The 19509-nt window shown below is 61.3% G+C and carries 18 protein-coding genes; 7 read left to right on the forward strand and 11 right to left on the reverse strand.

Features of this window, described 5'->3' with window-relative positions:
- Positions 1–43: 43 nt before the first annotated feature.
- From ACM6I7_RS15630 to ACM6I7_RS15645, 4 genes are all read right to left on the reverse strand, one after another.
- Entirely contained in the window at positions 44–910 is an 867-nt protein-coding gene (locus tag ACM6I7_RS15630; RefSeq protein WP_047292653.1) for an HlyD family secretion protein, read from the reverse strand.
- 10 nt (positions 911–920) lie between these two features.
- Positions 921–1121 carry a DUF1656 domain-containing protein gene (locus tag ACM6I7_RS15635; protein ID WP_003221811.1) on the reverse strand — a complete coding sequence of 67 codons (201 nt, stop codon included), beginning with the start codon at positions 1119–1121 and terminating at the stop codon, positions 921–923.
- Positions 1111–3303: an FUSC family protein gene (locus ACM6I7_RS15640; RefSeq protein WP_414888841.1), complete on the reverse strand. Its 2193-nt coding sequence runs from the start codon at positions 3301–3303 to the stop codon at positions 1111–1113. The genes ACM6I7_RS15635 and ACM6I7_RS15640 overlap by 11 nt, the downstream gene beginning before the upstream one ends.
- Positions 3304–3521: 218 nt before the next feature.
- Positions 3522–5021 carry an efflux transporter outer membrane subunit gene (locus ACM6I7_RS15645; RefSeq protein ID WP_414888842.1) on the reverse strand — a complete coding sequence of 500 codons (1500 nt, stop codon included), beginning with the start codon at positions 5019–5021 and terminating at the stop codon, positions 3522–3524.
- Between the two features lie 296 nt (positions 5022–5317).
- Here ACM6I7_RS15645 and ACM6I7_RS15650 point away from each other — a divergent pair, with 296 nt between their 5' ends.
- From ACM6I7_RS15650 to ACM6I7_RS15665, 4 genes are all read left to right on the forward strand, one after another.
- Complete coding sequence (locus ACM6I7_RS15650) at positions 5318–6286, forward strand: LysR family transcriptional regulator (RefSeq protein ID WP_027610909.1); 969 nt, start codon at positions 5318–5320, stop codon at positions 6284–6286.
- 382 nt (positions 6287–6668) lie between these two features.
- On the forward strand, positions 6669–7043 hold the full coding sequence (locus tag ACM6I7_RS15655) for a DUF6124 family protein (RefSeq protein WP_414888843.1): 375 nt from the start codon (positions 6669–6671) through the stop codon (positions 7041–7043).
- 534 nt (positions 7044–7577) lie between these two features.
- Complete coding sequence (locus tag ACM6I7_RS15660; RefSeq protein WP_097090428.1) at positions 7578–8552, forward strand: 2-hydroxyacid dehydrogenase; 975 nt, start codon at positions 7578–7580, stop codon at positions 8550–8552.
- A 148-nt stretch (positions 8553–8700) separates the two neighbouring features.
- Positions 8701–9210 carry a DUF2165 family protein gene (locus ACM6I7_RS15665; RefSeq protein WP_103369613.1) on the forward strand — a complete coding sequence of 170 codons (510 nt, stop codon included), beginning with the start codon at positions 8701–8703 and terminating at the stop codon, positions 9208–9210.
- A gap of 19 nt (positions 9211–9229) precedes the next feature.
- On the opposite strand, the gene ACM6I7_RS15670 is transcribed toward ACM6I7_RS15665, so the two are convergent.
- The gene (locus tag ACM6I7_RS15670) at positions 9230–10132 is read right to left on the reverse strand and encodes a DMT family transporter (RefSeq protein ID WP_414888844.1); all 903 of its coding nucleotides are present in this window, start codon (positions 10130–10132) and stop codon (positions 9230–9232) included.
- A 254-nt stretch (positions 10133–10386) separates the two neighbouring features.
- Between ACM6I7_RS15670 and ACM6I7_RS15675 the strand changes: the two genes are divergently transcribed.
- Positions 10387–11262, forward strand: a complete 876-nt coding sequence (locus ACM6I7_RS15675; protein WP_097090427.1) for a helix-turn-helix domain-containing protein — start codon at positions 10387–10389, stop codon at positions 11260–11262.
- 142 nt (positions 11263–11404) lie between these two features.
- Here the strand turns inward: ACM6I7_RS15675 and ACM6I7_RS15680 are convergent, their stop codons facing one another.
- The 6 genes from ACM6I7_RS15680 to ACM6I7_RS15705 all read right to left on the reverse strand — a co-directional run bounded on the left by ACM6I7_RS15680 (position 11405) and on the right by ACM6I7_RS15705 (position 17814).
- Entirely contained in the window at positions 11405–13834 is a 2430-nt protein-coding gene (locus tag ACM6I7_RS15680) for a TonB-dependent siderophore receptor (RefSeq protein WP_414888845.1), read from the reverse strand.
- A gap of 214 nt (positions 13835–14048) precedes the next feature.
- Positions 14049–15038, reverse strand: a complete 990-nt coding sequence (locus ACM6I7_RS15685) for a FecR family protein (protein ID WP_414888846.1) — start codon at positions 15036–15038, stop codon at positions 14049–14051.
- Positions 15035–15601 (reverse strand): RNA polymerase sigma factor, encoded by a 567-nt coding sequence (locus ACM6I7_RS15690; protein ID WP_414888847.1) that lies wholly within the window; start codon positions 15599–15601, stop codon positions 15035–15037. The genes ACM6I7_RS15685 and ACM6I7_RS15690 overlap by 4 nt, the downstream gene beginning before the upstream one ends.
- Position 15602: 1 nt before the next feature.
- Positions 15603–15929 carry a DUF3325 domain-containing protein gene (locus tag ACM6I7_RS15695; RefSeq protein ID WP_103369609.1) on the reverse strand — a complete coding sequence of 109 codons (327 nt, stop codon included), beginning with the start codon at positions 15927–15929 and terminating at the stop codon, positions 15603–15605.
- A complete protein-coding gene (locus ACM6I7_RS15700) occupies positions 15929–17512 on the reverse strand; it encodes a PepSY-associated TM helix domain-containing protein (protein ID WP_414888848.1) in 1584 nt (527 codons plus the stop codon). Before ACM6I7_RS15700 ends, ACM6I7_RS15695 begins: the two co-directional genes overlap by 1 nt.
- On the reverse strand, positions 17509–17814 hold the full coding sequence (locus tag ACM6I7_RS15705) for a DUF3649 domain-containing protein (RefSeq protein WP_007967542.1): 306 nt from the start codon (positions 17812–17814) through the stop codon (positions 17509–17511). Before ACM6I7_RS15705 ends, ACM6I7_RS15700 begins: the two co-directional genes overlap by 4 nt.
- A 178-nt stretch (positions 17815–17992) precedes the next feature.
- Here ACM6I7_RS15705 and ACM6I7_RS15710 point away from each other — a divergent pair, with 178 nt between their 5' ends.
- Both ACM6I7_RS15710 and ACM6I7_RS15715 read left to right on the forward strand, forming a co-directional pair.
- Complete coding sequence (locus ACM6I7_RS15710; RefSeq protein WP_027610898.1) at positions 17993–18481, forward strand: sigma-70 family RNA polymerase sigma factor; 489 nt, start codon at positions 17993–17995, stop codon at positions 18479–18481.
- Positions 18478–19410, forward strand: coding sequence for a DUF4880 domain-containing protein (locus tag ACM6I7_RS15715; RefSeq protein WP_414888849.1), 933 nt, complete (start codon positions 18478–18480; stop codon positions 19408–19410). The genes ACM6I7_RS15710 and ACM6I7_RS15715 overlap by 4 nt, the downstream gene beginning before the upstream one ends.
- The last annotated feature ends 99 nt before the right edge of the window (positions 19411–19509 follow it).

Consider the following 19509-nt stretch of genomic DNA (forward strand, 5'->3'; position numbering starts at 1 on the left):
TTGTGGGAGCGAGCCTGCTCGCGAATGGCCGCAACGCGGTCTGTCAGTTGTCCACCGACTCTTGCTTCACCACCACCGTGCAAGTAATCCCCGCCGCCAACAACACCCCCTCCGGCACTTCATCGATGTGAATGCGCACCGGCACCCGCTGCGCCAGACGCACCCAGTTGAACGTCGGGTTCACATCGGCGATCAGCTCGCGGCTTTCCGGGTTGTCGCGGTCGTAGATGCCGCGGGAAATGCTCTCGACATGGCCCTTCAACACTTCGCCGCTCATCAGTTGCATGTCGGCCTTGTCGCCTACGCGCACGTGCGGCAGTTTGGTCTCTTCAAAGAAGCCGTAGACCCAGAACGAGTTCATGTCGACCACGGCCATTTTCGCTTCGCCGATGCGCGCGTAGTCGCCGCGATGCACGTTGAGGTTGGTCACGTAGCCGTCGACTGCCGCGCGCACTTCGGTGCGTTTGAGGTTGAGTTCGGCGGCTTCCAGTTGTGCTTGCGCGTGTTGATAGTCGGCCAGCGCGGCGTCGGCGATGTTGCTGGCGTCGTCGCGGTTTTCCTTGGAGATCACCAGGTTGTCGAGGTCGGCACGACGATGCGCGTTGACCTTGCGCATCTCCCAGGTCGACTTGCGCGAAGCGACCAGCGACTGCGCCTGCTTGACCGCGATGCGGTAGTGCTCGGGATCGATCTGCATCAGCAAATCGCCCTTCTTCACCAACTGGTTGTCGCGCACCGGTACGTCGATCACTTCCCCGGTGACGTCGGCCGCGACGTTGATGATGTCCGCCCGCACTCGACCGTCGCGGGTCCACGGGGTGTTCATGTAGTGCTCCCACAGGGTCCGGCCGATCCACAGTGCCAGGGCCAGCACCAGCAGGGTCGCGAGCAGGCTGAAAAACTTTTTCATCAGAACGTTCTCAACGGTAGACAGTCAGCGCCATGGCGCCGAACAGACAGGTAAACAGACTCAGACGCAAAAGCGCCGGGTGCCAGAAAAAGCGGTACAGGTCGAACCCCGAGAGGAACCGGTCCAGTGCCCAGGCCAGCGCCGCAGCGACAAAAAACATCAGGGTCATGGTCGGCATGTACACGCCGTGGAAGGCGATTTCACGAGGCATGGGCAAGTCCTTCGGGCTTGGCGACGGCATAGGCAGCGAGTGGTGATTGCGGGTCGAGCAACGAGGTGCGGATGAAATGCAGATAGCTCTTCACCCGGCGTAACGCGGACGTGTCGAAGTGCGGCGCAAACGGCTCGTCGGTCGCGGCGACCCGACTGATCGCGTGATCGACCGCCACCAGTGCGCGCTCCAGATTGCTCGGGTTCGGTTGCAGAAACAGTCGCACCAGCGCCCGGCCCATGACGCGGATCGCCTGACGCCACGGCTGCGATTCGGCATACGCCGGATGCACCGGGAGGATCGCCTGTTCCTTGCGCAATTCGATGATCGCGTGGCCGACTTCGAGCACCACGAACATCCAGCGCAGCAGGTTCTTCTGCACGGTCGGCTGCCCGGCGGCGAGACCATAAGCCTGATGCAGCAAGTCACGAGTACGACTCTCGAAACTCGATGCCAGGCCCTTGAGCTTGCCGCTGATCGCATAGACCACTTGCTCGCGCAGATCCTGCTCCAGGCGCTTCCACAACCAGCGGCTGTTCGGCGGCAGAATGATCGCGCCGGCAGCGGCACACACCAGCATGCCCATGACCATGGCGATGTAGTCGTTGATGAAGCTGTAGGGGTTGTAAATGGTCAGGTTGTCCGGCACCGAACCGGTGCTGAAGAAGATCAACAGACCCAGGCCGATCCCGGCATATTTCGGCCGCGAAGCGAGGAACGAGCCGAGCACGATGACTGGCGCGAGCATCACACACAGCAGCGGAAATCCGTCGATCCACGGGAAGATGAAAAACATCTCGACGAAGCCGATCAGCGCCCCGAGAAAAGTCCCGCAGGCCATTTGAAAAGCCATGCGTTTGGGGTTGGGCGTGGCGGCAGACAGGCCCACGGTCGCGGCAGCAATCAGGGTCATGGTCGCGCCGCTCGGCCACGCGGTGGCGACCCAGTAACTACCGAGCACAATCAGGATGAACGAGGCGCGAATCCCCGAAGCCGCAGCGGCCCACCAGTTGGTTTGCGGGGTGAACGGTTCGTCCCAGCGCTCGCGTTCGTGGCGGTGATCGGCCAGCGAGGCGTGGGTCTGTGCATAACTGTGCAAGTCATCGACGAAGCGATAGAGCAGCTCGTATGCAGTGTGGAAATCCAGTTGTTCGGCTTCACTCGGACCGGTTTCCTGGAAAATGCCGCGCAAGGTTCGCACGCGCGTCGGCAGGCCTTCCTTGTACGTGGCCAATGCCGTCGCCAAACGTGCCGCGTCCGGGCTGGTCAAGGCGCGGCCACTGAAGCCGTCGAGTACTTCCGCCAGATCCTGCAGGCCCGGCCTGATCGCGGCCACCACGTGTTCTTCGTCATTCACACGCAAGCGTTCGAGCAACTGATGCAGCGCGTTGAAGCGCGTGGTAATGCCCATGAACTCGCTGTTCAAACGGCTGAGGCGACCGTTGCGCCGACGCATGTGCGGGTCTTCGAATACGGTGACGCTGCGCAGCCCTTCCAGGCCCACGGCTTCGGCGATAAAACGCACGTTGCTCGCTTCGAACGACTCGGCTTTGCTACGCCCGCGCAGGCCGTCGGTGACGAACAACGCGAACACCCCGAAGCGCTGATACAGCGCGTTGCGCATCGCCGCGCTGGCTGTTTGCGGCAGGATCGCGGCGCTGACCACCGTCGAGCAGAGAATCCCCAGCGAGATCTCCAGCACCCGCCAGACGGCGGCCATGAACGCACCGTCCGGATGCGCCAGCGCCGGCAGGCCGACCATCGCGGCGGTGTAGCCGGCGAGGACAAAACCGTAGGCGCGGAAGTTACGGCAACGCGCCGCACCGGCCGAGCAGATGCCGACCCAAATCGCCAGCGAACCGAGGAACAACTCAGTGTTTTGCGCGAACAGCGCGATCAGCGTGACCATCATCGCCGACCCGGCCAGGGTGCCAAGGAAACGATAGAAACTCTTGGCGAACACCTGGCCGCTCTGCGGCTGCATGACGATGAACACGGTGATCATCGCCGTGCGCGGTTGCGGCAACTCCAGGCGCATCGCCAGCCACAGCGTGAGGAACGCGGCGAGCAATACCTTGAAGATATACACCCAGGTCACGCCATCGCTGCGCGCCCAGTCAAACAAACCCCGGCGCCATTCCAGGGAGTAGAGCCAGCGTAAAGGTGCGGGCAAGGGAGTCATTTGGTCTTGCTCAATGATTGAGGACTGAAGAGTTATCTGTGGCAAACATCAATTTTTGTGGTGAGGGGATTTATCCCCGACGGGTTGCACAGCAACCCCAAACAAGGCAATTGAGTTCTCACAGTCAGATTGCACAGGCCCGTATTGGGTCTGCTTCGCAGCCCATCGGGGATAAATCCCCTCACCACAGGTATTAAATTGCCAAAGAGATCGTGTATTCACCGCAAAAGGGTCGGGGTTTTCGGGGCCTGGGTTTGCTCGGCTGTGGGCACGTCATTGCCAGCCCCGAGGCCGCCACCCAGCGCCGTCACCAGCTCGGCATGCGCACTCAAGCGCGCCGCCTGCACCTGCTGCTGCACTTGCTGCTGCTTGAACAGCAAGGTCTGCGCATTCAGCACGTTGAGGTAATCGGTGAGGCCACGCTGATAAGCGATCATCGCGATGTCGTAGGTCTTCTGCGCAGTAGCCACCGACTCGGCGGCGAAGGCTTGCTGCTTGTCCATCGACTCGCGACGGATCAACTGGTCGGAAATGTTCTTCAGCGCATTGACCAGCGTCTGGTTGTAATGCGCCACGGCGATGTCATACCCGGCGGAGGCTTCGCCCAACTCGCTGCGCAAACGCCCACCGTCGAAGATCGGCAGCGAGATCGCCGGGCCGACGTTGTAGTTGAGCTTCTTGCCAGTCAAAAACTCCAGCGCACCGCCGCCGGTGGCCATGTAGCCGAGTCTGCCGACCAGATCGACGTTGGGATAAAACCCGGCGTGCGCCACATCGATGCCGCGTGCCTGCGCCGCCACTTGCCAGCGACTGGCGACCACGTCCGGGCGCTGACCGAGCAACTCGGCGGGCAATGCCGATGGCAGTTTCAGCGCAGCACCCAGCGCCAGCGTCGGCCGCTGCAACTGCGCGCCCGCGCCCGGGCCTTTGCCGGCCAGCGCGGCGATCTGGTTACGGCTCAGGGCGATTTCTTCGTCCAGCGCATCCAGTTGCCGATGGGTCTCCGGCAACGGCGTTTCCGCCTGACTGACTTCAAAGTGCGTGCCGATACCGCCGTCGAGACGCTTCTGCGCCAGATCGAGAATCTGCTGTTGCTGCTTGAGGGTCGCGGCGACGATGTCGCGCTGGGCGTAATGCAGCGACAGCTCGATGTAGGCGCGCACGATATTGTTCTGCAATTCCAGCTGCGCCAGCCGCGCTTCGGCGGCGCTCATGTGCGCCAGATCCACCGCGCGTTCGCTGGCATTGCTTTCCCGGCCCCAGAGGTCGAGGGCGTAGCTGAAACCCAGCGCGGCGTTGTTGTCCCAAGTGGTGGTGTTGGCCAACTCGCCCGGGCCGTAGAACTGGTCAGTCGGCCAGTTGTGGCGCTTGAGCGTTGACTCGCCATTGATCTGCAACGACTCGGCGGCCTCGGCGACACCGGCCAGCGCCTTGGCCTGACGCACCCGCGCCGCGGCCATGGCCATGCTCGGGCTGCCCTGCACGGCGAGGTCGATCCAGTGATTGAGTTGCGGATCGCCGTAGGCTTGCCACCATTGTGCGGTGGGCCAGTGGGCGTCTTTGGCGGCGTGAGCAATCGCGTCGTCAGTGGCCAGTGCGTCGGCTTCCAATGCCTTGCTATGCGGGGCGATTCCTTGCGTTGAGATGCAGCCGCTGAGACCCAGGGTAAAAGCCAGAACACTGAGCGGCAAAAGCGCTCTGTTGATGCGACGCGGCACAGCTGCGAATTCCTGAAAGAGGGGTAAGGCGGGCGTGTTCCCTTCTGTAGGAGCTGCCGAAGGCTCGGGCCGCGTTCGGACGATCTTTTGATCTTGATTCCCTTAAAACAAAATCAAAAGATCGCAGCCTGCGGCAGCTCCTACAGGGAGCGGCGCAATTCTAGGTGGGCGCCTTGGTGGCGATAAGCTGGGATTCCTGTGAATCTTTGTTACCGTTAACGAGATAATCCGTTGGTCGGGGGTCTCAGCCCCTGAAACTTCGTGTCACAATTTGCCATCTCCCTTGAGAGCACCCCATGGACACATTGCAAAACATGCGCGCCTTCAGTTGTGTGGCCGAAGCCGGCAGCTTCACCGCCGCCGCCGTGCAACTCGACACCACCACGGCCAACGTCTCGCGCGCGGTCTCCAACCTGGAAGCCCACCTGCAAACCCGCCTGCTCAATCGCACGACCCGGCGCATCGCCCTGACCGAGGCCGGCAAGCGCTACCTGCTGCGCTGCGAACAGATCCTGGCCTATGTCGAAGAAGCCGAAGCCGAGGCCAGCCAGGCCCACGCCCGCCCCGCCGGCCAGTTGAAAGTGCACACCATGACCGGCATCGGCCAGCACTTCGTGATCGACGCCATCGCCCGCTACCGCAAGACCCACCCGGACGTGACCTTCGACCTGACCATGGCCAACCGCGTGCCGGACCTGCTCGACGAGGGCTACGACGTGTCCATCGTGCTGGCCAGCGAACTGCCGGACTCGGGCTTCGTCTCACAACGCCTGGGCATCACCTACAGCATCGTCTGCGCCTCCCCGGCCTATGTGAAAGCCAACGGCTGCGCGCAAAAACCCGCAGACCTGCTGAACCACGCCTGCCTGCGCCTCGTCAGCCCGGTGATCCCCCTGGAAAAATGGGCCTTCAACGGCCCGGACGGCCAGGAAATGGTCACCATCAACAGCTCGCCATTCCTGGTGAACTCCGCCGACGCAATGAAAGCCGCGATCATCAGCGGCATGGGCGTCGGTGTCCTGCCGGTCTACGCCGCCATCGAAGGCCTGCGCAACGGCACGCTGGTGCGGATGATGCCCAACTATCGCTCGCAGGAACTCAACCTGTACGCGATCTACCCGTCGCGGCAATACCTGGATGCGAAGATCAAGACTTGGGTCGAGTATTTGCGCGGGTCACTGCCGGAGATATTGGCGGCGCATCAGGCGGAACTGGCGGCGTATGAGTTGAGTGGGAGCCTCGCCGGAGCCCGCGTCGCCAACTGATTTTCAACACACGGTGTTCACTGTAGGAGCTGCCGCAGGCTGCGATCTTTTGCCCTTGATGTTTAAAAATCAAAAGATCGCAGCCTACGGCAGCTCCTACAAAAGCGGTGATTTGAAGGGAGTTTTCCGACAGGTTTTGACGGTTGTGGCTCGGAAGTGGGGTGGATAGGCTCAGGGGGTCGTTGACGAATCAACGACCGGACTTGGTCGTCCGGGTTTAGAATGGCGCACTTTTTAAGCTTGCTTAATGGCGAGCTGTGCGTGGGAGGGCCTTGGCCCTGCCGGGTTTCCATTCCCTGGTCGACCAACCTGCGTACGGTTCGCCACCCTATTGCTTGGTCGCAGTACGTGGCGAACTCCACATCCCGAATGGAGTTCCACCATGATCAAACCCACACCCAATCCGCCCCAAGCCGAAAGCACCTCCCCCTACGAATCCCTCGATTCAAAAAAGCTCCACGACGCCGCCGAGCGTGCACTCGACCATTACCTGAAACCTTCCGCCGCCGCTGTGAGATTCCACAAACCCAGCAGCATGTTCCAGGTCGTCCCCGACATGGACAACGAAAGCCTGCTGGTTCACGCCTGCGAATCACTGGCCTCGGCAAGCATCATGACCAGCGACATTACGGCCTATGTCGAAAGCCCGCAGCGACAGACGATACTGGCGATCCAGCAAATCATCATGCTGGCCGAGCTGGCGGTGAATCGGGTGCTGGATAATGTGGAAGTGAGCCAATCTGCAGCACACAGCTGAGCCATTGTGGGAGCGGGTCAGTCAGTTGGAAACTGGTCGGCTGTCAGGCCGCCTTCGCGAGCAGGCTCACTCCTACAGAAAAGCAAAGCAGTCCAGACAGACCGCATGCTCTTCACCACTCAAATGGCCGAGTGTCAGCTCGCCGAAAGCTCTTGATCTTGCCGTGCCGGCCCCATCGGCAGGCTGAGTGGAGGGGTTTATCCGGGGGGAGGCGCGCAGCGCCATGCGGCGAAGCCGCATACATCGAGAGAAGGTGCAGCGAAGCAAACCGGAGGCGATTCCCCCGGATGAACCCCGCAACGAAGGAACCCGAGCCACGGCGAGGGCCGTACGCCGGGGCCAAGACCTTTGGTTACTTTGGGGCGTTTGCCAAAGTGACTCGCCGTAAGGGCGAAACCGCCAGCAGCAGCACCCGAAGCAACGGATATGTCCCCCATCAACCCAAAGCATGGTCGGCCCAGAGGCCGCCAAGACAACCCAAAACAGAAATGTTAGCTTGCTTGGCAATAAAGCCCAGAAGCCGAGCCCATAGCGATGAAAAAAACAGTCCTGGCCTTCAGCCGCATCACCCCGCCCATGATCGAACGCCTGCAACAAGAGTTCGACGTCATCGTCCCCAACCCGAAGAACGGCGACATCAACGCCCAATTCAACGAAGCCCTCCCCCACGCCCACGGCCTGATCGGCGTCGGCCGCAAACTCGGCAAGGCCCAACTCGAAACAGCCACAAAACTCGAAGTAGTCTCCAGCGTCTCCGTCGGCTACGACAACTACGACCTCGACTACTTCAATGAACGCGGGATCATGCTCACCAACACCCCGGACGTGCTCACCGAAAGCACCGCCGACCTCGCCTTCGCCCTGATCATGAGCAGCGCCCGCCGCGTCGCCGAACTCGACGCCTGGACCAAGGCCGGCCAATGGCAGGCCAGCGTCGGCGCACCGTTGTTCGGCTGTGACGTCCACGGCAAGACCCTGGGCATCGTCGGCATGGGCAACATCGGCGCTGCCATCGCCCGCCGTGGCCACTTCGGCTTCAACATGCCGATTATCTACAGCGGCAACAGCCGCAAGACCGAACTGGAACAGCAACTCGGCGCGCAATTCCGCAGCCTTGACCAACTGCTGGCCGAAGCCGACTTCGTCTGCCTGGTGGTGCCGCTCAGCGACAAGACCCGCCACCTGATCAGCCATCGCGAATTGGCGTTGATGAAGCCGGGGGCGATTCTGGTCAACATCTCCCGTGGCCCGGTGGTCGACGAGCCGGCGCTGATCGAAGCCCTGCAAAACAATCGCATCCGTGGCGCAGGACTGGACGTCTACGAGAAAGAACCGCTGGCCGAGTCGCCGCTGTTCCAGTTGAAAAATGCTGTGACATTGCCGCACATCGGCTCCGCCACGAATGAAACGCGCGAAGCCATGGCCAATCGTGCACTGGCCAATCTGCGCAGCGCGCTGCTCGGCGAACGCCCGCAGGACCTGGTCAATCCGCAAGTCTGGCGCGGATAAAAAATGACGGGCAAGTGCAGAACCGCACTTGCCCGTTAGTTGCCGCCCTACACAACTTGAAATTGAACAACAAAGCCAACTTAACAACAGCATTATAAGCTCTGCCTGGCAATCGAATGATCGACCACTGCTATGGAGAGCTAATCCCGTGAACAACCTGACAACCGATAAAGTTATTCGCTACAGCAAAGTTATATTGATGGCTTACATCAGCTTCTTTGGTGTATTGGTGATGATTCACAACTTTACCGACTATGATTCGAACTACACGTACGTGGCTCATATCCTGAGCATGGACACTACCACCGCCAATGAGTCCATAAAGTACCGAGCCATCGATTCACCGATGATTCATCACCGGATCTACTGGTTCATCATCACGCTGGAAGTAACGTATACGACGTTATGCCTGATAGGCACCTATCAACTCTATCGGCACATCAATGCGCCTGCAGAGGTATTCCACGAGGCAAAAAAGTTCTCGATCATGGGCATACTGACGGCAATTTTCATTTATTACGTGTGCCTGCAAACCGTGGGTGTGGAATGGTTTGACATGGACACCTCACAATCATGGAATGCCAAGGACTGGGCCCGGCATATCATTGACTTCATATTCCCGGTGATGATTTACATCACCTTGAAAGTCGAGCGCTGATGTTCAGTGATCGTTTGTTTCATACCAACTTCCCCTGCACCGGCGCCACCAGCGTTTTCGGCTTACGAAACACCAAGACATTACCCAGCATCACCAACACCAGCCCGAGCAACGCCGGTGCCGTCCACTGATAACCTTCAGCAAACGCTGACACGTTCAGTGCCACCACCGGGAACAGCACGGTGCAATACGCCGCACGCTCCGGCCCCATACGTCCGACCAGCGTCAGGTACGCGGTGAAGCCGATCACCGAACCGGGGATCACCAGATACAGTAACGCCCCGACGTAACGTGGCGACCACTCCATGTCGAACGCAATGCCATTGACCAGACACCACACCGACAACATCGCCGCCCCGTAGGCCATGCCCCAGGCATTGGTGGTCAAGGGTTTCAAGCCTGCCTTCTGCTGCAGACTCGACAACATATTGCCCGCCGAAAAACACAAGGTGCCACACAGCGCCAGGCCAAGACCAAGCAACGTTTCGGGGCTGGCGTGATGGCCGGCCAGTTCCGGCCAGAACAGCATTCCCAGACCGAACAGGCCGAGCGCCCCGCCCATCAAAACATTGCGCGCGATGCGCTGACCGAAGAATACGCGTGCATTGAGCGCATTCCACAAAGTGGCCGTGGAAAACACCACCGCCACCAGCCCGCTGGGAATCCACTGGCTGGCGGTCAGAAAGCACATGAAGTTGACGCAGAACAGGCACAGCCCCTGCGCCACACAGATCAGATGTCCGCGCCGATTCATCGGTTGCAGCCGCCGACTGAGCAGCAACAGCACGAACAGCACCAGCGCGGCGAGACCGAAGCGATAAACGATCGACACCGAAATCGCCACCACGCCCAGTTGCCATTTCAGGGCAATCCAGGTGGTGCCCCAGATCAGCACGGTCAGCAGATACAGCGAAAGGTTCATGACGAAACTCCTGAGAACACCGGGCACTCTGTGGCAAGCGAGCTTGCTCGCGCTTGAGTGCGCAGCACTCACTGATGGGTCCGCTGCGCAGCCCGGCGGGAGCAAGCGCCCTCGCCACAGGGTTGTGTTGTATGGAGGTTCAGGGTGCGACAGCAACGATCGGGGCGCTTGCAGATTCTTGCGCTTTTGTCGCTCGACAGGCTGGCAGCGCGAAAGCTACGGAGTAGGATGCAAGGCGTTGGAGAGAACCGAATATGGCCGCTATCGATACCTTGCAAGTCTTCCAAGCCCTCAACCGCTCGCCGAATGCACGCCTGTTGCACAGCGCCGATCTCGGTGACGGCTTGTCTGCGGCCCTGTGGACCAACCACCACGATGCCCAGGAATACGAAACGCCGAGCCACCACACGCTTTCCTGCTACATCGCCGGGGGCACGGGCACCTTTCGCCGTGGCCAACCGGGGCGCAAGGGCGGACCGGACAAGTTGTGCATCCTGCCCGCCGATCACCAATCGGGCTGGGTGATCAACGGCGATCTGCGTCTCGCTCATCTGTATTTCAGCGCCGAACAATTTGCCTTGGGTTGCGTCACGCTGCTTGATCGCGAGCCGCGAGAGATGCAGTTGCGCGAGCAGACCTTTCTGGAAGATCCGCAGCAGGCCCGACGCTTTCGTCAGTTACTGACACTGAATTGGGACGAACCGGCCGAACGCCTGCTGACCAGCAGCATTGCGCATGAATTGATCAGCCATACCCTGCTCAGCCAGGTCGGCGCCCGGCAGGGTGTGCGCCTCAAGGGCGGACTGGCCCCCCATCAGCGGCGGCAACTGGTCGAGTTCATCGACAATCAGTTGGCCGAGCCGATCAGCCTCGGGCAACTGGCCGGATTGTGTGCGCTGTCGGAATACCACTTTGCGCGGATGTTTCGCGTGAGCTTCGGCCTGCCGCCGCATCAGTACGTGCTGGCGCGGCGCTTGAACCGGGCGCGGGAATTGTTGCGTGGCACGGCGTTGCCGCTGGGGGAGATTGCATTGGCGTGCGGGTTTGCCAGCGCCAGTCATTTCACTAACCGGTTTCGGCAAGTATTGGGTGGGACGCCGGGGGATTATCGACAGGCGTTTTTGCGTTAGATCCGGGTTTTTTATTGCCTGATCGGGCCGCTTCGCGAGCAAGCCCGCTCCCACAGGGTTCAGAGTGAACTCAGATTGTGTGAATAACACCATCCAATGTGGGAGCGGGCTTGCTCGCGAAGAACGATGACGCGGTCCTGGATCAGAACTCCAAAGTGCTCGACAACGAAATCTGCCGCGAATCGCCCATCGACACAAAGAACCGGCTCGCCGCAGAGGTGTAGTAGGTGCGGTCGAACAGGTTCTTCACGTTGAGCTGGAACTTGACCTTCTGCCCTTCAAGCTTCGTGTCGTAAGTGGCAAACGCATCGGCCACGGTGTAGCTCGGCAGGTCGAAATCATTCACCGCATTGCCCGCGCGTTCGCCGACATACCGCGCCCCGGCACCGACCCGCAGTTGGTCGCCACCAATCACGCTGCCGAAGTCATACACCGCCGACAATGAACCGCTGTTCTTCGCCACGTTTTGCAAGCGATTGCCTTTGTAGTCCGGGTCTTCGGTGACCTCGGCATCGGTGTAGGCATAGGCGCCGATCAGGCTCCAGCGATCGGTCAACTGCCCGGTCAGGTCCAGTTCCAGACCCCGGGAACGCACTTCGCCAGCCGCGCTGTAAATGGTGGTTGGGCCTTCAGAATTGGAGACCAGTACGTTGCGCTTCTTGATGTCGAACAGCGCGATATTGCCGGTGATGCGCCCCGGCATATCCAGCCGCGCACCCAGTTCCCACGACTTGGCCTCTTCCGGCGCAATGCTGCCGTCGAGCACGGTGTTGCTGCCGCTGAGCGGGGCGATGGTCGAGTTGGGTTTGAACGATTCGGTGTAGCTGCCGTAGAACGATAATTCGTCGGTGTAGCGATACACCAGACCGGCGCGCGGTACGAATTTCTGCCCGTTGCTGTCGGTGTTGGCCTTGAACGGCACGCCTTTGCCGGCGTACTGGTCGTACTCCTGGAAGCGTCCGCCGGCGACCAGAATCCACTGGTCGTTGAGGTGTATCGAGTCCTGCAGAAACACCGAATCGCTGCGCAGCAGATCGGTCTGCGCACTGTCCGCCGGGCTGACCGTGGTGCCTTCGACTTCGCGGCCGTACACCGGATTGACATAGCTGAAGGTGCTCAGGCTTTTCTGGCGGATCAGGTCGGCGCGGTAGATCTTGCGGTACTCGTCGTCGACGCCGAACACCAGATCATGTTGCATGCCCAGCAGGTTGACTTTGCCTTCGAGGCTGGCGGTGGTGAAACGGTCAGTGCTGATCGCGCCTTGCGTGCCGTCCATGCTGCGGGTCAGCGTGCCTTTTTTGGTGTCGATGGCGGTCACGCGTACCTGGCTGGCGTCGTAGGTTTCGCGGTTCCAGCTGTAGCCAAAATGGGCTTTCCAGTCGTCGTTGAGTTCGTGGTCGGCTTCGAAGTGGTACAGGTCGGAACGGCCTTCCATGTCGTTGAACGGCTCGTCCAGACGCTCGTTGCGCGAGATGTCCAGCGGATGGTTGGTGCGCGGATCGATTACCGTGCCCCGGTCGAACGGGGTCAGAAACTCGCGGTGTTCATAGCCGAACGACAGCTTGCTACGCTCGCCGAACCAGGCCAGCGACGGCGCGATCAGCGTCTCGCGGTGAGTGCCGTAGTTGCGCCAGTAATCTTCGTCTTCATGGTCCAGCACCAGCCGATAAGCCAGCCCTGATTCACCCAGCGCACCAGTGCTGTCGAAGGTGCCACCGCTGCCATTTTTGCCGTCGCCGTAGGTAGAACCGCGCAGGGTCAGCGCGTTGTATTGAGTCAGTTCCGGCTTCTTGCTGACCAGGTTGACCACGCCGCCCGGATCCTGAATGCCGTAGAGCAACGAGGCCGGGCCCTTGAGCACTTCGACCCGATCGACCGTCGCGTTCATGCCACGGCCCTGCACGATCGGCATGCCGTCGCGCATGATCGAGCCGTTGCGGTTGTCGCCGAAACCGCGGGTCATCACCGAGTCTTGCGTGCTGCCCAAGGTGTTGCCCTGGGTGATGCCGCTGACGTTGGCCAGCGCATCGTCGAGATTGCGCGGGGCCTGATCGCGAATGACCTGGGCCGGGATCACGTTGACGGTCTGCGGGATTTCCTGCAGCGAAGCCGAGGAGCGCATCACCGAACTGGTCTGCGGCGGCTGATAGCTCATCGACTCGTCACGCATCGACGTGATGGTGGTCGCGCCAAGATTGAGTGCGCCTGCGGTGGGTTGCGGTTCCAGCGCCAGGGTGTGGCTGTCGGTACGGCGAAAGGTCATGCCGGAACCACTGAGCAGGCGTTGCAGCGCCTGTTCGGCGCTCATCTGGCCGCTGACGGCCGGGGCGTTGAGGCCGTACGGCGCTTCATCGGTGTAGACCACGCTTTGCCCGGTGACGCGGCTGAAGTCGCTCAGAGCCTGGGGCAGTGGTTTGGCGCTCAGGGAGAAACTGAACTGTTTCTGTGTCGGGCTGCTGACGGTTTCAGCGGCCAGCGCCACACTCAGCGGCAACAGCGCCAACGCCGAAAAACTCAATGCCGAAACACCCAACCACTGTTTGACCGAACCCGATTTTGCCCTGGACTTCATTGCTCAATGACCTGTGTAGAACCGCAACGGATGCGAATGACTCGCAGTTTCAGTTACTACACGGATGGGGCTGCGGTTTACCTCACCACAAATTTGAAAATATTTTTCGAGAGCAGTGTCGGTAGTTCTGACGCCTTCGCGAGCAAGCCCGCTCCCACATTCTGGAATGCATTCCCCTGTGGGAGCGGGCTTGCTCGCGAAGAGGCCAGTAGCCCTAGCGCAAAATAATCAGATGCCCCAGCACCTGATGCTGCTCAAACCCCAGCACCCCTTGCAACGAACTCAACACCGCCTGCGGATCCTTGCTCGGAAAACTGCCGCTGACCTTGCGCGCAGCCAACTCATCATTGAGCACAACAATCCGTCCCGGGTAATAGCGCCGCAGATCCTCCACCACATCGGCCAGCGACGCCTTGTAGTAATTCAGCCAGCCCTGACGCCAAGCCAGTTGCGCTTCGCTGTCCACCGGGTGCAGTTTTTCCGCACTGCCCTGCCCGTAAGCCACTTGCTGGCCGGCGGTCAGAATCTGCTGTTGCGCGTTGCGATCCGCCGTCACGCCAACACGCCCGGACAGCACCGTGACTTGCGCACCACCGGGCTGCAGACGCACTTCGAACTGCGTGCCGAGCACCCGCGCCTCGCCCTTCTCCGCCGCGACCACAAACGGATCCCCCGTATGCGTGACACTGAAAAATCCGGCACCGCGACGCAATTGCACATGCCGCTCGCCATGACTGAAATCCACCGCGATGGCACTGTCGGCATCCAGCGTGACTTGCGATTGATCGGCCAGGGTCACGGTGCGGATCTCGCCCGGTGCCGAAACGTAATCGGCACCCAGATCATCGATCCAGCGCTGCGGCTGCCAACCCGTGCCAAGGCTGATCATCAGCATCAGACACGCGGCCATCGCCAGCGCGCCCGACCAGCGCAGCAGCGTTGAACGACGCGGACGATCCATCGCATTGAGGTAGCCCTGCAACGCCAACGCCTCTTCATCGGCCAAGGTACGCGCCGGACTTTCGCTCAACTCCCAGAGCACTTGCGCCTGGGCGTAGGCCTCGGCGTGGGCCGGGTCGGCGCGCAGCCATTGGCTGAAGGTCAGTTGATCGCCGGTGCTCGGGCGGTCGTGCAGCAGGCTCAGCCAGGCGAGCGCGGCCTGCTCCTGAGCAGGCGTCGGGGTGACGCGGTCGGTGACTTTCACGGTGCTTTCCCTGGCAGGCGTGGCGCGGGTTCGCGCAGGCTGGCCTTGCAGGCCTCGAGGGCGCGCATCATATGTTTTTCCACGGCGCTTTGGGACAGGCCCATGGCCTTGGCGATGTCTGCGTATTTGCGGCCGTGGATGCGATTGAGCAAAAAGATCTGTCGGGTGCGCTCGGGCAAGGCGCGCAACGCTGCTTCGACATGGCGCAGATCATTGCCTGCTTCGAGCGCGGCTTGCGGTTCGCTGCCGTGGCTGTCCGGCGCATCCGGTTGCCAGCCCTCATTGACCCGCACCCGGGTGCCTTCGCTGCGCAAGTGGTCGATGGCGATGTTGCCGGCGCAGCGCAACAGGTAGGTGCTGAGTTCTTCGACCTGCACCAACGGCCGTCGCCAGAAACGCAGGAACAGATCCTGCACCAGATCCGCTGCCGTGGCCCGGCAACCGACGCGCCGGTTGACCAGCGCCTCCATCTGCGAGCGCTGCGACAGGAACACCTGAAGAAAATGCGCACGCGCGCCGTGCAGCTCGTCGTCGTGGGATTCCGGAGGATGACCGATCAGCATGTCAGACCTGCGCCCAGGCAGCGACCGGGCTGGCCAGCAGACTCAACCCGGCCAGTGCGAGGGCCAAGCGTGGGCGATACGGCAGCAACAGCACCAACGCCAAGGCGCTGAGCATGAGTACCGCGAACCAGTCGACCAGACCGAAACTCCAGCCGTGTGCAGCGACTGCCGCCCAAAGCGACAGCCCGAGCAACAGCCAACCAGCGAGTTTCAAAACCCGTGCGCGTCGGGCCGAGGGTTTGTTGCCGAGCAGTTCATCATGGTGCCGAGGCATCGACAGACACAACGCGCTGAAGGCGGCATAGCACAGCAACAACGCCAGCAACATCAGCTGACCTCCTGCTCAAGCGCGATCGGTCGCGGCTTTTCGCGGGATGTTTTTTTCACGCTGACGGCGCCGCCGGCACGCTGCATTTTCCATGCGGCCCAGCCGAGGAACAGACCTGCGCCCAGGCACGTCAGATCGAAACCCGCCAGCGTCCAGTCACCTTGCGCCAGCGTTACCCCGAGATTCCACGGTGTGGTCAGATTGATCAGCGGCACCGCGATAAACAGCACGGCAGCCAGCGCGAGCTGTTCGACCCAGGCCTTGCGCCCTTTGCGCAGCAACGCATGCACCACGCTCAAGACCCAGGCGACAAAAAACGCATTCACTTCCTGATCGGCGCGCCCGGCCAGATCTGCCGGCAACAGGCGATTGGCCAAAAAGAACACCGCCACCGCTACCACCAGCCCGGCCATGCTGGCGATGTTCAGCACTTCCACCAAGCGCAATTCGAACGGCATCACGCCGCTCTTGGCGTGTTTGAGCTGGCGCTTGCCAAGCCAGATCACCAGCCCGGTGCCGATCATCGCGGTACTCGCCAGACCACAGATGAAATACAGCCAGCGCAATGTCGACCCGGCAAAGTGGCCCATGTGCAAACCGTAGAACGTGCCGCCGACCGCCATCGCCACGGGCTGCTCCGGCGTGCTGCCGAGGCGCTCGCCGGTGACGCCATTGAACGTCACCGCGCGCCCGAAATCGTGGACGACGCGGTCGCCACGGCGCGACAGCACCACCGAGGCATTCGCGTCCCCCGGATTGTTCACCGTCAGCCGCGCGGTGCTGCCTCCCGCCCACTGCTCGCTGGCCTTGGCCAGAAGTGGAGCCATCGGGCTCAGCGGCGCCGCCCGGTTGGCTCGCTCAGGGGTCTTCGATGCCGGAAAAACTTCGTCGTAAAAGGTGCGCACGTCGCCGTTATAGGACGCCAGAATGCTCGCCGGCATGACCATCGCCATGAAAATCACCAGGCTGCTGTAGGTGATCATCAAGTGAAACGGCAACACCATCACGCCGACCGCGTTATGCCCGTCGAGCCATGAACGCTGGCCTTTGCGCGGGCGAAAGGTGAAGAAGTCCTTGAAGATTTTCTTGTGGGTGATGATGCCGGTGATCAGCCCGACGAACATCACCATCGCCGCCATCGTCGCCAGCCAGCGGCCCCATGGATAAGGCATTTGCAGCTGGAAATGGAAGCGATAGAAGAACTCGCCGCCCAGGCTTTCGCGGGCCTGGACTTCACTGCCGGTCTGCGCGTCGAGTGTTCTGGATTCGAACTTGCCGCGCTCGCCCGGTGTGTTCGGAGCCTGTTGCCAGCGCACCGTCAGGCCGGGATCGCGGGCGTCGGGCAAGTCGATCAGCCAGCGCGAGGCGCCGGCGGCGTGTTGCTGCAGGTAACTTTGCGCCAGGGTCAGGCTCGCTTCGGCATTAATCGGCCGCGCGGGAATTTCCGGCTGCATCCAGTGGCTGATCTCATCCTTGAAATAGGCCAGCGTCCCGGTCAGAAAAATCGCAAACAGCAGCCAGCCGAACACCAGCCCCGTCCAGGTGTGCAGCCAGGCCATCGACTGACGAAAGCCCTCTTTCATGCGTAACCCAAGCCCCGCGCGGCACCCGACACCGTCGCCAGAATCACGCTGGGCACCAGCAAACCGACCCACGCCGACCACGCCGTGCGGCAAGCGAAGCACCACAGCACCGCGACCAGATAGACCAGAAAGGAAATGGTCATACCGGTCACCACCGCTTCGGCGCGGCTCAACGGCAGCCACATCGTCAGCGCGACACTGGCCAGCGCCGCGACCAGATAGCCGCCGAACACCGCCGCCAGCACCCGCGAGGTGACGGCCAGACGATAGGACATGGGAAGTGAGGCGAGTTTGCCTTTCATGTTTCGACCCTGAAACGAAAAAACGTCCGGCCAACGAGCCGAACCAACAGGCGAGCAATATTAATGATAAATATTCTCATACGCAAAAGCATCTGATTGCCGGACACCCTCGCCCGCCCCTACAATGCGAACAGTTCTTGTTCTCTAACGCATCGATCATGCGCCCGGAGTAATACCCTTGTCGTCCGCCCATCCCGTCGAATCGCTCTACCACGACCACCACAGCTGGCTCACCGGCTGGTTGCGGCGCAGACTCGGCTGCCCGGACAGCGCGGCGGATCTGGCGCAAGACACGTTCATCCGCGTGCTCAGCTCTCGCGAACCCGCAGTGATCATCGAGCCGCGCGCCTTCCTCACCACCCTCGCCAAACGCGTGCTGTTCAATCATTACCGTCGTCAGGATCTGGAACGCGCCTACCTCGACACGCTGGCGCAGATGCCGGAAATGGTTGCGCCATCGGAAGAAGACAAAGCGATCATCCTGCAAACCCTGATCGAGCTGGACCAGCTGCTCGATGGCTTGCCGCGTCTGGTCAAGCGCGCCTTTTTGCTGGCGCAGGTCGATGGCCTGACTTATCCGCAAATCGCCGCCGAGCTAAGCATCTCGGTGGCCACGGTCAAACGTCATCTGCACAAAGCCGCCCTGCGCTGCTATTTCGCCCTATGAACCGCGCTCCGGATTTCTCTGCGCAAGTGGCCGAACAGGCCGTGCACTGGCTGATGGAAATGCAGCAAGGCACGCTCTCCCCGCGTCAGCAACAAGCCTGGCAACAATGGCTGGACGCCCACAGCGAACATCGTCGCGCGTGGGAGCACATGCAGCGGGTCAACCAGCGCTTGCGCGGCGTGGTGTCGCCATTGGCCCACGCCGCGTTGAACGGGCCGAAGTCTTCCAGTCGCCGTCAGGCGCTCAAATTGCTGCTGCTTCTCGGTGCCGGTTCTGCTGTCACCTGGGGGATGCGCGAGCACAATCCGCTGCCGACGCTGCTCGCCGATTACCGCAGTCCGCTGGGGGAGCGCCGCAAAGTTACGCTGGGTGCGGGCAGCCAGTTGCAGCTCAACACCGCGAGTGCGGCGGACGTGGACAGCACGCAACGGCTGATCCGTTTGCTGGAAGGCGAGATCCTCCTGAGCACCGCCCAAGCGTTCGAAGTGCGCACGGCGCAAGGGCTGTTGAGAACCGCTGCTGCCCGGCTCAACGTCCGGCAATTTGCCGATCGCACGCAGGTGGCGCTATTCGAAGGCCAGGTCGAATTGACCCGCCCCGGGCGCGAGCCGATGTGGCTACCCGTTGCCCGTCAGCTGAGTTTCAGTGCCACCTCAGTCAGCGAAGCCAAGCCACTGGACGCCAACAGCGGCGCCTGGGCTGACGGCATGCTGATCGCCGCACACATGCGCCTGGGCGATTTTCTTGAAGAGCTCGGCCGCTACCGTCGCGGCCAGTTGCATTGCGATGCGAAGGTGGCCGACTTGCTGATCTCCGGGACCTATCCACTGGACGACAGCGAGCGGATTCTTGATCTGCTGCAAATCAGTCTGCCGGTGAAAGTGCGGCGGTTTACTCGTTATTGGGTGAGCGTCGAGGCGCGGGCGTAGAAGCAAAATCAAAAGATCGCAGCCTGCGGCAGCTCCTACAGGCTGAACAAGTGTAGGAGCTGCCGAAGGCTGCGATCTTTTGCTTTCAAAAAAAATGAG

The sequence above is a fragment of the Pseudomonas sp. IT-93MI4 genome (assembly GCF_949767635.1).
GTDB lineage: Bacteria > Pseudomonadota > Gammaproteobacteria > Pseudomonadales > Pseudomonadaceae > Aquipseudomonas > Aquipseudomonas putida_A.